At 69.3% G+C, this 16,821-nt stretch carries 14 protein-coding genes; 5 read left to right on the top strand and 9 right to left on the bottom strand.

Annotated features, from left to right (window positions below):
* Positions 1-13 precede the first annotated feature (13 nt).
* The 5 genes from AB0917_RS04160 to AB0917_RS04140 form a co-directional block, all read right to left on the bottom strand.
* Positions 14-1,309: a lanthionine synthetase C family protein gene (locus AB0917_RS04160; RefSeq protein WP_366817899.1), complete on the bottom strand. Its 1,296-nt coding sequence runs from the start codon at positions 1,307-1,309 to the stop codon at positions 14-16.
* On the bottom strand, positions 1,276-4,230 hold the full coding sequence (locus tag AB0917_RS04155; protein WP_366817898.1) for a lantibiotic dehydratase: 2,955 nt from the start codon (positions 4,228-4,230) through the stop codon (positions 1,276-1,278). The genes AB0917_RS04160 and AB0917_RS04155 overlap by 34 nt, the downstream gene beginning before the upstream one ends.
* Positions 4,231-4,455: 225 nt before the next feature.
* Positions 4,456-4,635, bottom strand: a complete 180-nt coding sequence (locus tag AB0917_RS04150) for an FxLD family lanthipeptide (RefSeq protein ID WP_366817897.1) — start codon at positions 4,633-4,635, stop codon at positions 4,456-4,458.
* A gap of 513 nt (positions 4,636-5,148) precedes the next feature.
* The gene (locus AB0917_RS04145) at positions 5,149-5,595 is read right to left on the bottom strand and encodes an ATP-binding protein (protein WP_366817896.1); all 447 of its coding nucleotides are present in this window, start codon (positions 5,593-5,595) and stop codon (positions 5,149-5,151) included.
* 475 nt (positions 5,596-6,070) lie between these two features.
* Positions 6,071-7,474, bottom strand: a complete 1,404-nt coding sequence (locus AB0917_RS04140) for a transposase (protein WP_366817895.1) — start codon at positions 7,472-7,474, stop codon at positions 6,071-6,073.
* A gap of 307 nt (positions 7,475-7,781) precedes the next feature.
* On the opposite strand from AB0917_RS04140, the gene AB0917_RS04135 reads away from it, so the two are divergent.
* Entirely contained in the window at positions 7,782-8,687 is a 906-nt protein-coding gene (locus AB0917_RS04135) for a hypothetical protein (protein WP_366817929.1), read from the top strand.
* Entirely contained in the window at positions 8,684-9,223 is a 540-nt protein-coding gene (locus AB0917_RS04130; protein WP_366817894.1) for a GNAT family N-acetyltransferase, read from the top strand. The genes AB0917_RS04135 and AB0917_RS04130 overlap by 4 nt, the downstream gene beginning before the upstream one ends.
* A 362-nt stretch (positions 9,224-9,585) precedes the next feature.
* Here the strand turns inward: AB0917_RS04130 and AB0917_RS04125 are convergent, their stop codons facing one another.
* Positions 9,586-10,134 (bottom strand): hypothetical protein, encoded by a 549-nt coding sequence (locus AB0917_RS04125; RefSeq protein WP_366817893.1) that lies wholly within the window; start codon positions 10,132-10,134, stop codon positions 9,586-9,588.
* 533 nt (positions 10,135-10,667) lie between these two features.
* Positions 10,668-11,513, bottom strand: a complete 846-nt coding sequence (locus tag AB0917_RS04120; protein WP_366817892.1) for a hypothetical protein — start codon at positions 11,511-11,513, stop codon at positions 10,668-10,670.
* Between the two features lie 105 nt (positions 11,514-11,618).
* Here AB0917_RS04120 and AB0917_RS04115 point away from each other — a divergent pair, with 105 nt between their 5' ends.
* On the top strand, positions 11,619-11,909 hold the full coding sequence (locus AB0917_RS04115; RefSeq protein WP_366817891.1) for a hypothetical protein: 291 nt from the start codon (positions 11,619-11,621) through the stop codon (positions 11,907-11,909).
* A gap of 371 nt (positions 11,910-12,280) precedes the next feature.
* Here AB0917_RS04115 and AB0917_RS04110 read toward each other — a convergent pair whose 3' ends face one another.
* Both AB0917_RS04110 and AB0917_RS04105 read right to left on the bottom strand, forming a co-directional pair.
* The gene (locus AB0917_RS04110; RefSeq protein WP_366817890.1) at positions 12,281-12,799 is read right to left on the bottom strand and encodes a hypothetical protein; all 519 of its coding nucleotides are present in this window, start codon (positions 12,797-12,799) and stop codon (positions 12,281-12,283) included.
* A gap of 488 nt (positions 12,800-13,287) precedes the next feature.
* Complete coding sequence (locus AB0917_RS04105; protein WP_366817889.1) at positions 13,288-13,977, bottom strand: FadR/GntR family transcriptional regulator; 690 nt, start codon at positions 13,975-13,977, stop codon at positions 13,288-13,290.
* Between the two features lie 287 nt (positions 13,978-14,264).
* Between AB0917_RS04105 and leuA the strand changes: the two genes are divergently transcribed.
* Both leuA and AB0917_RS04095 read left to right on the top strand, forming a co-directional pair.
* Positions 14,265-15,962, top strand: coding sequence for a 2-isopropylmalate synthase (gene leuA / locus AB0917_RS04100; protein WP_366817888.1), 1,698 nt, complete (start codon positions 14,265-14,267; stop codon positions 15,960-15,962).
* Positions 15,959-16,768 (top strand): ATP-binding cassette domain-containing protein, encoded by an 810-nt coding sequence (locus AB0917_RS04095; RefSeq protein WP_366817887.1) that lies wholly within the window; start codon positions 15,959-15,961, stop codon positions 16,766-16,768. The genes leuA and AB0917_RS04095 overlap by 4 nt, the downstream gene beginning before the upstream one ends.
* Positions 16,769-16,821: the final 53 nt, after the last annotated feature.

The raw sequence follows: 16,821 nt of genomic DNA, 5'->3' as shown, positions 1-16,821 counted from the left end.
TTCGGTCGGTGAATCAGGCGATGAGCAGGCAGGAATCCCATGCGGACTGGGGCGGTGCTGCGGTATCGGCAGCGAGAAGAGCCAGAGCTGTTCCGGCGGCTCCGTCGAGCAGGCCGGGCCCCGCTCCGGTGCCGCTGACGAGTGCCGTGGCCACGCGTTCGAAGTCGTTGTCCACCGGGCAGATCGCGGCCAACAGCCCCGGGATCGCAGCTCGGAGTCGACCGACGGTTGAGGGATGGGCGTCTTCGGCTGTGCGGACGGCGATGTGGGTGAGGCCGGCGAAACCGTGGCAGAGGCCGTTGTCCGTCGTGGCTCCGAGCTGATCCGGGTCGGTGAGGGCGGCGGCGAGCGCGTTCTCCGCCGTGATCTGGCGTTCGGTGTCACCGATGGCGAGCGCGGCAAGTTGCTGGGCGCGGGCGAGGCCGGAGATGCCGTAACACCATGACGGCCGCCGGAGCTTGGACGCGGCGCGGCGACCGGTGCGTAGCTCGCTCCGAGTGACCCAATACGGCCAGGCCGGTCCTCGGCCCGTCTCCTCCTGCCAGCGGTCGAGCCAGGCCAGGATGGCGCGCAGTGCTCTGAGGTGCCCGTCCGTAACGGTGCTCTTCCGGGCGGCGAGGGCCAGGAGCGCGAGCACTCCGCCGATGCCGTGTGCCAGGCCGGTGTTGGCGTGCCCTCCGGGGAATCGTTCGTCCGGGCTGCCCGAGGGCCCGGTCGCGGTCCACCAACCCGGAAGGTCCTCGCCGGAGTGCCTGATCGGTTCGGTAAGGCGTACGCAGTAGGCAAGGACAGCGCGCACCGTAGGGCTGCCTGGGTTCCGGCGTAGAAGGTAGGCGCCGTATCCGGTCAGGCCCCGGATGGCGTCGAACTCGGCGAGCTGCGGCAGGCATCCGGTATCGATGCGGCGATGCGCGGCGTCGAGAAGGCGTCTGACGTCGATCTCGATCTGCCGGTCCATCGCGTCCAAGGCGCGCCGGTAAGAGCCAGGAAGATGGTCGGCGGCGCAGGCAAGGGCGTGGGCGAAGGCGGGCATCCCGTAGAAAGGGTGGCTGTCGGGTCCGCTCGTGAGAGGCCCGTGAGTCGCGGCAGCGAGCCAGTCGTGCGAATGCTGCCACGGTCCGAGGCCGTTCGCTGCCCGCTCGATATGGAGAAGCGCGATACCGGGCGGGCCATAGGCGAGATGTTGCCGATGAGCCTGAAGGACGGAAGGCGTCCTGCCGTGGTCGGCGAGCCGCGCAGCAACGGCATCACCCAGGCTGAGCATCGGGAGTACGGTCACACCGGCCTCCTGGTGGTGCGGGCAGTCCACGCCAGAGCAGCAGCGCGAGCCAGGTAGAGGCACACCTCTTCCTCGGGGAAGTTCACCGCGACGTGCCGCACGAAGTGGACGTGCAGAAGGGAGGTCAGGACGTCATCGACGGCGATGCCCTGGGTGTCCGGGCCGGGAAGGTACAACCGGTACGCGGCGAGTGCGGCATCGCGCTCTGCCCAACCCGACACGATGGCGTCTCCGCCCTGGACCTCTCGCAGGGCGGCCCAGTCGTCGGCTGGGTTCGCGAGCCGTACGGCCTCGCTGAATTGCGGGCGGGGAACGGACGCAGGCGCCGTCGGCGAGACGTGGTCGGCCAGCCAGCGCATCGCGGCCTCGGCGCTGCCGAGGAACGCAGAGGCGATGGCGACGGTGTGGGCCGCCACCAGTGCGCGTTGCGCCGGTCTCTGTGGCTCTACGAGCTGGGCCAGGACGCTGCGCGAGTCTGCCCGGAACACCTTCGCGGCCGCCTCCCAAGCGGCGCCGGAGCCCCAACGGCCCATTTCCCGATAGGAGGTGGGGTAGCGCAGGTCTGCCAGCAGGCCGCCGTTGCGCAGGTCGTCGGCCCACGCGCTCACGGTGCGCGCCGTCTGAGCGAAGGTTCTGCGGTCGGGAAGGGCGATGCGTACACGGAGGTGCTGGTCCGGGTCGCGGAAGCGGATGAACCACCACGGCGGGTTGCCCAGCCGTTCGAGGAGGCCGGGGAGGTGCTGGGAGAGCAAGGTGTCCTGGCGGCGAGGGTCTCCGTACAAGGCTGCGAGCAGCACCGACGAAGCGGCGGGAGTCTGCAGCTGAGCCGACGAGAGGACGCGAGCCCGCGTGGGAACGGGCAGGGGCGGCCAGGACGGCGATCGGGTCGCTCTGAGCGGCACCACGATCTCGTGGGCTCGCCCGCCGCACCAGCCGTACGTTTCTGGTGCCGGGGCCTCAATGAGCACGGCCTGGTGCGAGCGGTCGAGGTGTCGGAGCAGGAGCGTCCGGTGGCCGGCTTCGTCGAGGTCGAGGAAGAGACGCCGGTCCTTCTCTACGAGGAGCACGCGGCGAGGCAATCCCCGCTGCGCCCGCCATTCGGAGAGCGCGGTGTCCCACTCAGTACGAGGGCGAGCACGACCGGGTAATTCGGACGCCTCCAGACGCCAGCGCGCCGGGGTCAGCACCGTACGCCCGTGCCGTAGGCGCGGCAGGAACGGCATCGCTGCTGCGACGCCCCAGTCGAAGGCGGTGACCTGCGCGCACTGGGCGCGGGACAGTTCGGCGAGGAACCGCGCCAACGGCGGAGTGTGGGTATGCAGGTTCAGCGCGTTCATACCGACGGCCTCGACGCGGTGCCCCCGTTCCGGAGCGGCCAGGTACATGCGGCGGCCGTCGCACCCCACGGCCAGTTCGCCCGGGGTAAGGACGGTGTCCTTCGGTGCGCGGTGCTCTTGGAGGCTGATCACGGTAGGCAGGACCTGCGGGGCGCGGGTGACATGAGCGCTCTCCGGGAGCAGCGGCGGGAAGGAAAGCTGGGCGGGCACGGTGTCGCTGTCCGCGGCCGGAAGGTCGGCCAGCTCTGCGGCCAGGGCCTGACGCTCGGAGGGTGCCAGTACGCCGAGAAGCCGGCCTGTCGAAACGCCGGCCCCGCGCGACACGCTCACGACCTCCAGCCGGAATCGTCCGCCCTGCAAGTCCTCCACGCTGGCGGCGTGCACGCGCACCCCCACCTCCAGATGCGGCGGCAGTCGTGGCTCGTCGGGCCCCACGTCCAGGACGTCGATCTGTTCGTCAGTGAGTACGACCTCGTCGCGGCGGTCGAGCGCATCACCCTGCGCCAGGCGTACGAGGGCATCATCCCGAGCGGAGACGCGGGGCCGACGCGAACCGTCAGGACTGCCCGGGTAGCCGTCGGGGTAGCCAGTCCCGCTGTCCGCGACGGCCTCCGCGAGCGGGACCATCGTGCCAGTGCCGTACCGCTCGTAGAAGGGCTCGTGGTAAGCGTTCCACGCGGCTGTCCCGTACGGGCGGGTGCTCACCCGGGCCAGGATGAAGGCGGCGCGCTCGATCTCCCGGGCCACTTCCTCGGGTAAAACGAGTTGCGCATCCAACCGCAGGTCAAGTGCGACAGGGTGCCGACGCAGTCCGGGCACGAGGGCCCGCATCCGCGCTGCGGTGCTGTCCCGGCCGCCGCGCGTGGCGCACGCCTTCAAGCCCATTCGGACCGCGTGCAGCTCGCGTGCCGTCTCCGCTACCGACGCGAGGTCGTCGGCGCCGATCGTGTCGAGTTGGTCGAGCAGGTACCCGAGGGCGTCGGTCTCGGTGCTTGGAGCGTGCAGGCTCGTGATGAGCACTCGCCTCCGGACCAGCTCCGCCAGTAGACGGCGCACCTTCTCCAGACCAGCCTCGGGGAACTCCACCCGGAGCTTTTCCACGAGGGCTCCGCAGCGAATAGGCGTCCGGGTCACGGCGAGGACCGCACGCACCGGTTCTGTCAGAGCCAGGGATGCCTCGACCGCGCGCATCCGGCCGTCATTCGCATCGGGTTGGAACGGCACGATGAGCCGGTCCCCCCGGCTCACCACGGTGTTGTTGACGACGACGGGCAGCCGGTCAAGGAGTTCCGGGCAGAACTCCAGCCGTTCGACCACAGCGGCGAGCCACTCGGCCCCCGCTCGACCGACGGCTACGTGCTCTTCGCCCCAGTCCGCACGCACTCGAGGGCCGAACGCCGCAGTGGTCACACCGGCGAACAGACCGAAGGGCGTCGCCCGGTGCTGAGCCCGCAACAGATAGCGGGCTACCGACAGCGCCGCGCGCCGAGCGTCTCGATGGGGAGGATTCTCGGCCGTACATACGGCCCGCACCTGCATGGCCAAGGCTGGGCTGGAGTGCTCCACGGCCTCGGCGGTGGCCTCGTCCGCCCAGACCTCGCGAAGCCACGTCACACAGGCTGGGGAGCCGTGGGGCGAGTGGTCATCCGGGTCAGGGCACGGAGGAACCGACAGAGACCGTCGGGCCACGGCACGCACGAGAGCGGTGGAACCGGCTCGGAACACTGTGGGCTGAGCAACCACCGATGACCTCCATAAGCGTGGGGATGGGCGGCTGGTGCCGCCGCGCGGAGACGCGACGGCACCAGACCGAAGGTGACCTGGGGTTCGAGTCAGGCGTCAGGCGACATTGGTGGTGCAGGCGCCGCAGGTGGAACCGCAGTTGTCGTCGGTCAGGTTGACCAGACCTGCCGGGTCAGCGATCTCCACGAGAGAGACATCCAAGTCGAAGCCGTCTGGCGTCCCCGGAATTTGCGGTCGTACTTCGGTACGGCTGGGCATTACGGTGCTGCGCGTCATGCTGCACTCCTCTTTCATCGTTGGTTGTTGCTGAGCTGGGCTGGAATGCCCACCAGGAGCCGCCAGAGGAGCTATGCCGGACGGCTGGCCCTCGGACCATCTCCTGGCCGCCCGGCACAAGGGGGGCGCGGTCCGCACAGAAAGCTCTGGCCGGACCGCCCGCTCACGCCGGGAAGTCGTGTACGAGGGGCTGATCGAGCGGAGGCCGATCAATGCCCCATGAGGTAGGTGAGGGCCTGTGCCTTGAGACGATCAAGGCACAGCTCACATGCGTAGAAGGGGGCGTGCTGCCCGTCCCACTGAACCGGGCCGAGCCAGATCACCCGCACTCCGGTCCGTTCGCAGCCGAGCCAGCAGTCACCGGTGATCCACGATGAATTCATCGAGGAACGGACCCTCCCCCAGCTGGCCGAGACGGCCGATCCGGCAGCCTGGTATCTGGCGGTGCCGGCCCAGAGCTGAAACGGCGGGCGGGCAGGGCCCAGAAGAAGCGAGGGCATCGCATCCGGGCTCTCACTCGTCGCCCTCGGTATGAAGTTCGGCCCAGACCTCTTTGCCCCGCAGACGTCCGCCTGCACTCTGAAGGTCACAGCCCCAGCGGTCGGCCACAGCCTCGACGAGGAACAGCCCGCGACCCGATTCGTCCTCCTCGCCCGCGTGGCTCAGCTCCGGCAGACGCGACGGTTCCTCGTCCACGATCCCGACGCGTACCCGTGTCACAGTTGGCCGCCCGACAACGAGACGGACTTCGGGGCAAGGGGTATGCCTGGCGGCATTCGCGATCAACTCAGTGACGATCAGCTCGGCGCGGTCAGCGAGGACATCGAGGTGCCACATCCCGAGAACCCCCCGGACGAGCCTGCGTCCGGTCTCGGCCGTGGACGGCACGCACGGGAAGACCTCGCTGTACGTGGGGTGGCTGGCGAGGACCGTCTCAACTGCTTTCTTCAGAATCGGCATGGGATGGAGCCTTCGTGTCGTCTCGGCGCTCGCTCCACCCCTTGTGGCTTTTCAGGGGCGGACCGAGCCGTCAACAGCCGCTCGCGGGGAGTGGCCGACACTCAGATAACTCCGTTGCCTGGAGGGCTGGTTAGGGCGTTCAAGTGCTCGACCGACGGGCCCACCTAGGACGTTTTGACCTGCTCTTTACCTGGTGGGTGGGGAGCGCGCGGGCTACCGTGCCCGCATGGACGCGATCCGCAACACCGTCCTTGAGGCGTGGATGACCGAGCACGGATACAGCTCAAACAGCCTGGCCGACGCCGTGAACAGGGCTGTTGAACAGCTGACGGGACACGTAGGCGGGCTCGACGGGTCATCGGTCCGGGCGTGGAAAGCGGGCCGAGTCACCTGGCCAAAGTCAGCAACACGTAACGCACTTGAGGTCGTCACCGGATTACCCGCCGTCGCCTTAGCTTGTGATTTGAGTTTTTCATCACGCTTTGTGTTTGGTGCTGGTCGGGGGCTTGGTGCGGTAGGCGGGGCGGGTGGCCTTGGGTTTGTTCTTCGACCCTTGAGTTCGCCCGCGGCCGGGCCGGATGAGTTTCGGCGGCTGGGTGAGCGCGGGCAGTTTCGCGCGGAGACGACGAAACCCGAGCCGGACGCGGTAGGGGCTGAGGATGGCGCCCGGCGCGGGGCGGGGGTGCCAGGGCCGGCGCAGGTCGTCGACCAGATGGCGGGCCAGCCGGAGTTGCGCATATGAGGCGATGACCAGGGCGATCCACCGGTCGACAGCCTCGGCCGAGCCCAAGTGCGCGGCTCCCAGGCCCAGATGGGCCTTCGCGAAGCGGTGGAAGTGCTCTTGATCGAAGCGGCGGAAGTACGCCTTGGCGAGCAGGGCGGGATCGGTCAGGACTGGGCCGGCGTGCCACAACCACAGGTCAGCGTGGCGGCCTTTGCCGTGCGGCAGCCGTTCGACGATGACTTGGACCAGGGTGCCGCGAACGATCGGAAGGTCCTTGTCCAGGGGGAAGTCGCTCCACCAGCCCTGACGGGACAGTGCCTGGTGCATGCCTCGCCAGGAGCGAACCCGCACACGGCCATACCGTTCGGAGTCGAAAGCCTGCTCGGTGTCCGGGTCCTGGTGGGTGGTGGGATCCGCCAGGGAGAACTGCGCGCCATGCCGGCGGGGCCGACCGCGGTCTCCCGGCTCACGGACGGCCGGCTCCGCGTGGAAGATCCGGTTGGAGCGCAATCGGACCAGGACCTGAACGGGCAGGCCGTCGAGTTCGGCCGCCAGGTCGGTGCCCTGGTTCCCGGCGTCGAACACCACCAGCGGCAGCGGGTCGCCCGGGGACCAGCGCCCAGTGGCCCGCAGGTCCGTCAGCAGGGCGCGGACCTGGGCCAAGGCGACCTCGGTATGGTGCTCGGTGGGCCGCAGCCGACGGGCCTCGATCGGATCCACCCAGGACGAGGCGCCCCAGCCGATGCCAGCCAGGACGCTGAAGTTCCAGCCGGGCAAGAACACGTCGGGGCCTTTGCCGCGGACCATGACCATGGTCCGCTGATCAGCGAAACGGGCGTCGGGCCTGGCCAGCGGGGTGGTGTCGATAGCGAACATCAACGGCTCGCCCTCCCGCGCCGCGGCCGTGCGCGCGACCAGGGCACGCCGCAGGCGATCGGCGGCGACACTGCCGTGGTGCAGTGCGTCGTAGACCGAACTGTGCTGTCGGTTGAACTCCGGCTCCAGGGAGAGTTCCACCGGCGAGCGGACCGGCCCTGACGTGCACAGCATCGCGTCGGCAAGCTCGAACAGGGCGTCTCCACGCCTGGACAGGCAGGTCCGCAACTCCGCACGGAAGGCAGACAACTCGGGCAGACCCTCGACAGAGACGGGCACAGCAGGAAGACTCTCCATCACGGCCTTTGCTTGATCAGCTGTCAACTCTTGGCGAGAAGACACCATCACGCAAAGGCCGTACTGCTGTCCGCGGAACAGCGAAACCCACAACCGGGCACAGCACCAGCCACAGGTCGAACCTCAAATCACAAGCTTAGGGTTCGTGCCACGGGGCCGGCCTTCGCCCACCCCAGCGCCATCGCAGCAGGAGGAGCCCGACATGAAGCGCCGTACCCTCGTCGGCGGCATCGCGGCGGCGGCTGCCACAGCAGCAGCCCCAGGGGCCGCGGCACCGCGCCGAATCGGCATGAGTGACGTCAACCGGCTGAACAAGCGCTTCGCCGAGATCATCGCCAGCGACCACCGCCACGGTGGGCAACCTGGCATCGAGGAGCGGGCCGCCGCGCTCGCCGACGAAGCTCTCAATCTCCAGAACGCGGGCAGCGCCACGCAGCGGGTACGCAGCAGCCTCTACGCCTCCGGAGCCGCATTCCGCTCGTCTGCGATGTGGGCCGCCATCGACGGCCGGCGCTACGACATCGCGAAGGCGCACATGCGCGAGGCCCAGGCCCTCGCGGAGATGTCGGGGGACCAGGCGATCAAGTTCCGCATCTGGAGTCACGCGGGCACGATGTACCGCCACATGGGTCGCCCCGCCGACGCATGCGCTGCCAACGATGTCGCCCGCAACCTGCACCTCACCCGCCGTGACCCGCTGTTCGCGTCCCTCGGCCTGGCCCGCCAAGGCGCCATCCACGGCACGGCCCAGAACCGGACCGATGCACGTCGCGCGTTCGAGCAGGCGCAGGAAGCCATGCTGCGCGCCGATCCCGCCGACCACCGGCCGGTCTGGTTGCTCGCCTTCTACGACCAGGCCGAACTGGACTCCTTGGCCCTCTCCGCCTACCTGGCGCTCGGCGACTACCCGACCGCCGAATACCACGCCCACCGCTGCCTCGCCTCGCTCCGGCCCCACATGGCCAGGTCCCGAGCCATCACCACGACCCGTCTCGCCCACGCCCTACTCGCCCAAGGCGCCGCCGAGGCCGCAACAGCCACCGCGATAAGGGTCCCCGCAGACGCCGCCACCCGCCACGCCCGCGTGTCTCGCATGCTCCAAGAGTTCGGGGCCGCGCTCCGCGCCACCGCCCCGCGCAGCACCACCGTCCAGACCTGGACCGAGCACACCACCACCTGGAGGACGGCCGCATGACCACGGCACCCGCCACCGAGCTGCGCACCTTCACCAACCTGGACACCGCTCGAGGTGACCTCCTCGACGTGTACGCCGAGGTACGCGCCCCGCTGCTCCACCTGCCGAACTACGCGGTGACCGCGTTCGGCGAACGCATCGACCGGCACTCCACCGAACCAGGCTTCACGGCCGTCCTCGCGTACGCGGCCGGCCGACCGGTCGGCTACGCGTACAGCAACACCATCGAGCACGGCGACCGCTACTGGCAGCGCACCAGCCCGACGCCGGCGGAGAAGTACACCGAGCGTCCGGCAGTGGCCCTGAAGGAGATCGGCGTCGGGCCAGCCTGGCGGAAGACCGGCACCGCCCGCCGCATCCACGACGCCCTCCTCGCCACACGCGACGAGCCGCACGTCACGCTCATGGTCAACCGGGCCGCCGGCGACGGAAAGGTCCACGCGCTCTACAAGTCGTGGGGGTATGAGGACCTCGGACAGAGCCAGCCGTCACCGGCCTCGCCGATCCTCACCGTGATGATCCGCGCCATCCACTGACCGGCGCCAATGACCCCGCCGTCTTCGAACGACGCGACTGCTCTGCCGTATCTAAAGCACTGGTCAGCGCCGGCCGCCTGCATGGCGTCGCGACTCAACGAAAGCTGAGCCACGCCCCGTTCCACGTGACCTCGGGGCCCGCAGTCCTGACTGGTGGTCCAGTGCGCGGATGATCAGGCAGGGGGGCGAACCATGGAAACGTTCGACGTGGGCAGGCTGACGGACTTCGACTTCGAGGCCGTTTGTAAGGACGGGCCTTGACCTCGATCCGTACAGGCTTTCCCTGCGGGTCCGTTCCCTCAAGGTCATAGCCGACGTTGTCCACTGACATCGCGCGGCTCCCAACCGAGCTGGTTGAGGTGCTATTTCGCCGCGATTTCTGCCGCCCTCCATCGCTTCAGTACGGACGCCAGGGAGCCGTCGGAGCGAGGAACCGCCTTCGTCACACGGATTCCTTCGGCCGTGGCCGGGGCATCGGGCGCCTCCTCCTGCGGGGCGGAATCATGCACGAGCCTGCTTTCCGTCTCGGTGAGCTTCCGGCCGTGTGTGCGGGCGAGTTCCTTGAGATGCTCACCGAGCCGAGAACGCAGGGCATCGGACAGCTCGGCGGGACTCATCTCGGCCAGGGCAGCGGCGAGGTCGATGCTACGAAGGCCCGGTACCGCCTTCAGCCCCCGGGCGGCGGCCTGATTGCGCGGCTCGTACAGCGCCGAAGGGGCGCCACCAGGAAAGATGAGGGCCACGTCCTGCGGCTCCAGCGGAAGTGGCGAGTACGCGAACAACGGCCGCCGTGCGGCCATCTCCTCTCTCAGCGACGTCACGAGCAGCTTGCCGGCGGATACGGTCGCCGAAACCACCACGCTGCGCAGGTCCTCGCCGTCGATGCCCAACTGCGACAGCCGCTCGAACACCGGGTCGCCTCCGTGGCGTCCGGCCGGCACGTGACCGTGAACGCCACGCCGTCGGCGGGCGCGTCGGCATGCACCTCGGCGGGTATCCGGATCAGCGGCACCGCGTTCTCAACGGGCTCAGCGAGCAATCCCGCGGCAGCCACCCTGTCGAACGCGAAACGTACGCTTGCCGAACGCACTTCGATCCGGGAGGCAATCGCCGCGAGCGACGTGAAGCCGATGCCCTGTACCCGTTCGAGTCACCGCCGCGCGACTTGGTGGAGTCGGCGCTGCGGCACAGCGCCTCCACGTCCGCCGCGTCCAGAGACCGGCCGTCATCGCTCCAGCGGAACCGGCCCTCCCCAGGCCCTCGACGACCACGGCCGTGGAGCCGGCGTCGTCGGAGTTCTGGAGTGGTTCGTACGGCACCCGGTCGCGGTGGGTGTCGGCGAGCAGCGCCTCCATGCGCGCGATCTCGCGGAAGAGACCCGGCGCCTGCGCATGCTCGCGAACGAGAGTGTCCTGCAAGCTGACAACGGCCGCCATCAGGCCGGTTACAGGTCCTCCGCGTCCAACACGCGCACCACGACATGGGTCGGCACGCCGGACAGGTCGTCCAGGTCGAACGAGCACTGGGCGATCCAGCGCGGCTGCCGCGAGGGCAAAGTGGCACCCTCCCCCACCGGGATCCTCCCGTACAGCGACACCTCATGCTTGTCGAGCAGGAAGTCGGTGTCGTCCAGCACCTCGACCGCGATGCCGGGCATAGGGACCTCGAAGGGGCACTCGGCCTCGACGTCGTACTCGTCGTCGAGTTCGTCGCCCCGCCACGGCTCCATGGCGATGAAGTCGGCCAGCAGTTCCCTGGCCGAGCCGAATGCGGCGAACCCACCGAGGCGTACCTGCAAAGAGGCATCGCGCTTCTTGCCGACGATCGTGGCGTCACACGTGGTGGGCTTCAGCCGCACTGCCTCGTGAACCGTCTCGTCAATCAGCTCGACGGGGAGCGGCTTCGTCTTCGACGAGGGCCAGCTCAGGCCCAGGCCGGTTTCCTCCAGGTCGAACGAGGTCACATGGAGCGCTATCTCCTCGGGCTTGACCGGCTTGGAGCACTCCCAGCTCTGGCTGGACTCGGAGAACCGCACCGGCCTCTTGCCGGCCCTCTTGACCGTCTCCAGCAGGGCATGCGTGTAGCTGACCAGCTCAGGCCGGTCCACCGGGCTCAGTCCCAGCAGAAGGGTGGGTGGGTAGTCGTCGTCCCCCGTGAAACGGTCGGACCAGTTCTCACGCAGGAACCGCGCCGTGCCCGATACGGCGATCTCCTGGTAGTGGGTGTCGTCGAAGCTGTCCGTGACAAGCCGCGCCCGCACGTTCTCGACTTGCCATCCGACACGTGACAAGGCCAACTCATCGACGACCAATACAAGTTCCTCGACCTTCTTGCCCATCGACGACTCACCCCTCCCCTATGCGTCTTCACGGGTCATCCCAGGTATGCGGGTGACGTGCAGACAATAACCCCTCCTCTCACACAGCAGGCCCTCCTGTTCGAAAAGTGCTGGGCACTCCTCGTGCGCCGCCACGGGCTGGCGGTGGCGGACCCGGACCCGGTCCCCGACCCGTTCGCCACTCCGCCTGCCGACTGCTGCGGAGTGGCCCGCCGCGCCATCGTCTCGTACAAGTTGTACGGCGAACTGGCCCTCGCCGTCGCGGAACTGACCGACTGGCACCGCAGACTAGCCATCCTGAAAGAGCGGATGCGCGCGCCCGGCGGTGTCGGGCTCTGCCGCGGGTAAGAACACCCCCACGCGTGAGCGGACGGCTTGAGATGAGCCGTCACGCACTGGTTCTTACCCCCATACCGGGAGGCCCTGATCAGGCGGAATAGCGGCAGCGGCACGCGGAACAGCCAGACATCACCCCGCCAGAATTCGACCCCACTCTTAAAGCAAGTGTCGAGGTTCGAATCCTGCCGGGGGCACAGAGCTTTACCAGCATGAATGACAGAAAGGCCCGGTCAGGGCACATGTCCGACCTGGCCCTCCCGCGAACCGCTGACGCGGGACGATCATCACCGCCGCCCTGGCCGGCCCCCACGCCGTTGGTGTCGTCGAGGGCGCGGCGACGTCCCCGCCGGTACGGGCCGGTGGGGGCGGCTGGGCGGGCGTCAGGTGTACTGCGACCGTGTGTCGACGGCGCGACCTGGGGTCGACGGAGTGCCGTAGCCGGTGGCGGCCTGCCGCAGCGCGGTGTGGGCCTCGCGGCTGCGCTCCCGTGCGGCGTCGAGCCGGGCCTCGACCTCCGGTGCGTAGCGGCCGTCCTGCGGGAGGCCGGGGTCGATGTCGCTCAGGTCCAGCGCGCTCCAGGCCGCTCTTCCGGCTGCCCGGAGCAAGGTCTCGTCGGTGACGGTGAGGGCGAGCCGGTCACGGGCCTCGGTGACGTCGCTGCGGGCCTGGTAGAAGTCGGCCCGTACGACGGGGTCGGGCTCGCCTGCCCGGAGGGCGTCGACCCGGAGCCAGTAGAGCTGGCGGTAGCGGAGCGCCGCGCTCAGGAGCTGGCCGGTGAGGTCGGCAACCCGCTCCCGGTGTTGCTCGCGCTGCCGGCGCCGGTCGGTCACCTGCTGGGTGACGGTGACGAGTAGTCCGCCGGCGAGCGTGCCTATGACGGCTATGACGCTGTCCCACATCAGGTGTTCGGCTCCTCGTAGTAGGCGGCCCGCGCGTCCATGATCCCCTCGCAGTGGTAACGGGGGCGGTCGGGCCGGCGTGCTCGGGGCGCTCGTCGTCGGGCCCGGTGGACCAGTGGCCCCGTCGTAGACGGAGTCCCGGAGTCCATGGTGGTCCCTTCTGGTGGCTGTCCCGTACTACCCGCCCAGGTCAACACGCCATGGACCTGGACTAAACCGGTCAACCTGACAGACGCTTGCGTGAGCGATGTACGAGCGGACGGGGCGGCACGAACCGATCACGCAAGGACCACGGCTCGTACCGCCCCACGTTGGACAGGCAGAACACCACCGCTCGACACGACTGAGCACCCCCGGAAGCAAGAATTCGATCCCACTCCTCAGGCTATAGCGGGTGTCTCAGGCGTCGCCCCCGTGAGTTTCACGCCTCCGCATCCGCGGTTCCGCGGCGAAGGCGGCTGCCGTTCCCGTCGGAAGGGCGGCGGGGGTCAGAGGGAGTGGAGCAGGGCCAGTGTTCGCCTGAGCTCGTCGCGAAGCGCTCGGCCGGCGGCCTCGGCGTCTCCCTGTACGACGGCGTCGACCAGGGCGGTGTGTCCCTCGTCGCCGTAGTTCGGGTGGTCGGAGCGCAGGTTGAGCAGTTCGACCAGGTCGAGGAGCCGTTGTTCCAGCACGGGTACGAACTCGGTGAACAAGCCGGTGAGCACCGGGTTGTGCGCTGCGGCGACCAGCGCCTGGTGCAGGGCGATGTCGGCCTCGACGTATTCGGCGTCGCCCGCTTTCGCGGCGTCCCGGCGGCCGGCCAGGGCCTCGTGCAGGGCGGTGACGTCGTCGTCGGTGCGGCGTTGCGCGGCCAACTGTGCGGCTTCGACCTCCACGAGCATGCGGACCTCGTAGACATCGGTGATGGCCGCCTGGCGGAGTTGGGTGGACCAGCCCTCCTTGGGCTCGGTCGCGGTGACGAAGACCCCGGCTCCTTGGCGCGCCTGAACCAGGCCGGCGCCGGCCAGTGCCCGCAGAGCCTCGCGAACGGTCGAGCGCCCCACACCGAGGGACTTGGCCAGAGTCGTCTCGCCGGGGAGCTTCGTCCCGACGGCCCATTCGCCCCCGGTGATCTGTTCGCGCAGGTGCTCAGTGGCCTGCTCGACCAGAGGGGACGGCCGCAACGCGCCTAGTGACATTCGAGGTTCACCTTCCACACCTCAGGTTGTCTGAGGAGCTGAGTTGTCGTTACTGTACCCCCCATGCTGTTGCACGAGCTTCTTCTCCTCGGCTGCCGCTGCGGGGCCTGACACGACCGGCACCCCGCAGCGGGGTACCGGGCTGCGCCGGTCATCGTATGGCCGAGTGAAAGAAGTTCCGCATGATGGCTTCCTCCCTCCCGAGCACGGCGTTTCCCACCCTGCGCACTCCCTCCGGTGACATTCCGGCGGGCGCGCCCCGGTGAAACCCCCAGCGCCCGAGCGCGATGCCCCATCACCGCTACCAGCCGGCGGACCAGCGGGTCGCGCTGCCCCTGACGGACAGGGCCTGGCCGTCGCGCCGGCTCGAGCGGGCGCCGCTCTGGGTACCGGTCGACCTGCGCGACGGGAACCAGGCGCTGGCCGAGCCGATGGACACCGAACGCAAGCGGCGGATGTTCGACCTCCTGGTCGCCATGGGCTTCAAGGAGATCGAGGTGGGGTACCCCTCCGCCAGTCGGACCGACTTCGACTTCGTACGCCACCTGGCACACAGCGGTGCCGTACCCGACGACGTGACCATCTCCGTGTTCACCGCCGCCCGCCAGGACCTGATCGACCGGACCGTCGCCTCCGTCGAAGGGCTCCCCCGCACCCTCGTGCACCTGTACACCGCGACCGCCCCCGCGTGGCGGGACGTGGTCCTGGGCCGCTCCCGTGCCGAGGTCCACGCGCTGATCCGGGATGCCGCCGCCCACCTCGTGCGTCGCGCCGAGGAACGGCCGGGTGCCGACATCCGGTTCGAGTTCTCCCCGGAGGTCTTCAACCTCACCGAGCCGGACTTCGTCCTGGACGTGTGCAACAGCCTGAGCGAGCTGTGGGAGGCGAGCCCGGACCGGCCGGTGGTGCACAACCTGCCCGCGACGGTGGAGATCGCCACTCCCAACGTCTACGCGGACCAGATCGAGTACATGGACCGGCACCTGGCCCGCCGCGCGTCCGTGATTCTGTCGGTCCACCCGCACAACGACCGTGGCACCGGCGTCGCCTGTGCCGAACTCGCCGTTCTGGCCGGGGCGCAGCGCGTCGAGGGGTGCCTGTTCGGCAACGGCGAGCGCACCGGAAACGTCGACCTGGTCACCCTGGCGCTGAACCTGTACGCGCAGGGCGTGGACCCGATGGTCGACTTCTCCGACATCGACGCGGTACGCGAGGTGGTGGAGCACTGCAACCGGCTGCCGGTCCACCCCCGCCACCCTTACGGGGGCGACCTCGTGCACACGGCCTTCTCCGGCACCCACCAGGACGCCATCGCCAAGGGCATGGCCCACCACGCCGAGCAGGCCGCCGAGAAGGGCCTGCCCGTCGGGGAGGCCCCGTGGGCCGTGCCGTATCTGCCCATCGACCCGGCCGACATCGGGCGCACGTACGAGGAAGTCATTCGCATCAACTCCCAGTCCGGCAAGGGAGGCATCTCCCACCTGCTGCGCACCCACCACGGCCTGGACCTGCCCCGGGCGATGCGGCCCGACTTCTCCCGCGCGGTCCAGCAGGTCACCGACGCCACCGGTCAGGAGCTGTCCCCCAAGGAGCTCTGGGAGCTGTTCCGCACCACATACATCACCCCGGCGCTGGACGGCCCGGTCACACTGGCCTCCTGGAGCGCCACGGAACCCTCTCCCGGCGAGCACCGGTTCAGCTGCGCGCTGCACATCGGCGGCCAGGAGCATTCCTGCCAGGGCACCGGCAACGGGCCGCTGTCCGCCCTCGCCGACGCGCTGCGCGGAGTCGGTATCACCGTCGACATCCTCGGCTACACCGAGCACTCCACCAGCACAGGGCCGGGCAGCCCGGCCGTCGCCTACGCCGAGTGCCGCGTGGACGACGTCCCCTGCTGGGGAGCGGGCTGGGACACCTCGGTCCTGACCGCATCGGTCCACGCCGTCATGTCGGCCGTCAACCGCTCCGGACAGGCCGCCTCGTGAGCGCGACCCCGGTACTCCGTGTGAAGGACGTGGACGTCGTCCGCGACGGCAATCCGATCCTGAGTGAGGTGTCGCTGACCGTACGAGCCGGCGAGCACTGGGCGCTGCTCGGCGCCAACGGGGCGGGCAAGAGCACCCTCCTCAGCCTCCTCGGGGCGCTCGCGCACCCCACCCACGGCATCGTGGAGGTGCTCGGCCACCGTCTGGGACGGGTCGACATGCGGCAACTGCGCTCGTACGTAGGCCATGTGAACCCCCGGCACGATCTGCGCTCGCCCCTCAAGGTCGAGGACGTCGTACTGACCGGACTGACCAATACCGTCGAGCGCGTTCCCCGCCGGCACCCGACGCCCGAACAGGCCGCCGATGCCGACCGCCTCATCGGCCTGCTCGGCCTCGACGATCGCCGCAGCGCACGCTGGCCGACCCTGTCCCAAGGGGAGCGAGGCCGCGCGTTGATCGCTCGGGCGCTCATGCCCAGTCCGCGACTGCTGCTGCTCGACGAGCCCGCGACCGGCCTGGACGTCGCCGGCCGCGAGCAGCTCATCGAGCGGATCGACATGCTTCAGCACACCTACCCGGATCTCGCGTCGGTCCTGGTCACCCATCATCTGGAGGAGCTGCCATCCGGGACCACCCATGTGATGCTGCTGCGTGACGGGCGTTGCCTGGCGTCGGGTCCGGTCGACGAGGTCCTGACCGGCGACCAGGTCAGTACGTGCTTCGCTCACCCCATCCGCCTCACCCGCACCGAGGGGCGTTGGAGCGTGAGGGCCAGCCGTCCGGTCGGACGACGGGTCGGCTGAGGTGGAGGCGCACCGGTCTCCGGCTGCGTCCGGCGTGGACGTCTACGAGATCT

Source organism: Streptomyces sp. NPDC007346, assembly GCF_040703535.1.
GTDB lineage: Bacteria > Actinomycetota > Actinomycetes > Streptomycetales > Streptomycetaceae > Streptomyces.
Note: the sequence above shows the minus strand (reverse complement) of the source record. Positions and strands in the feature narration are given on the sequence as shown.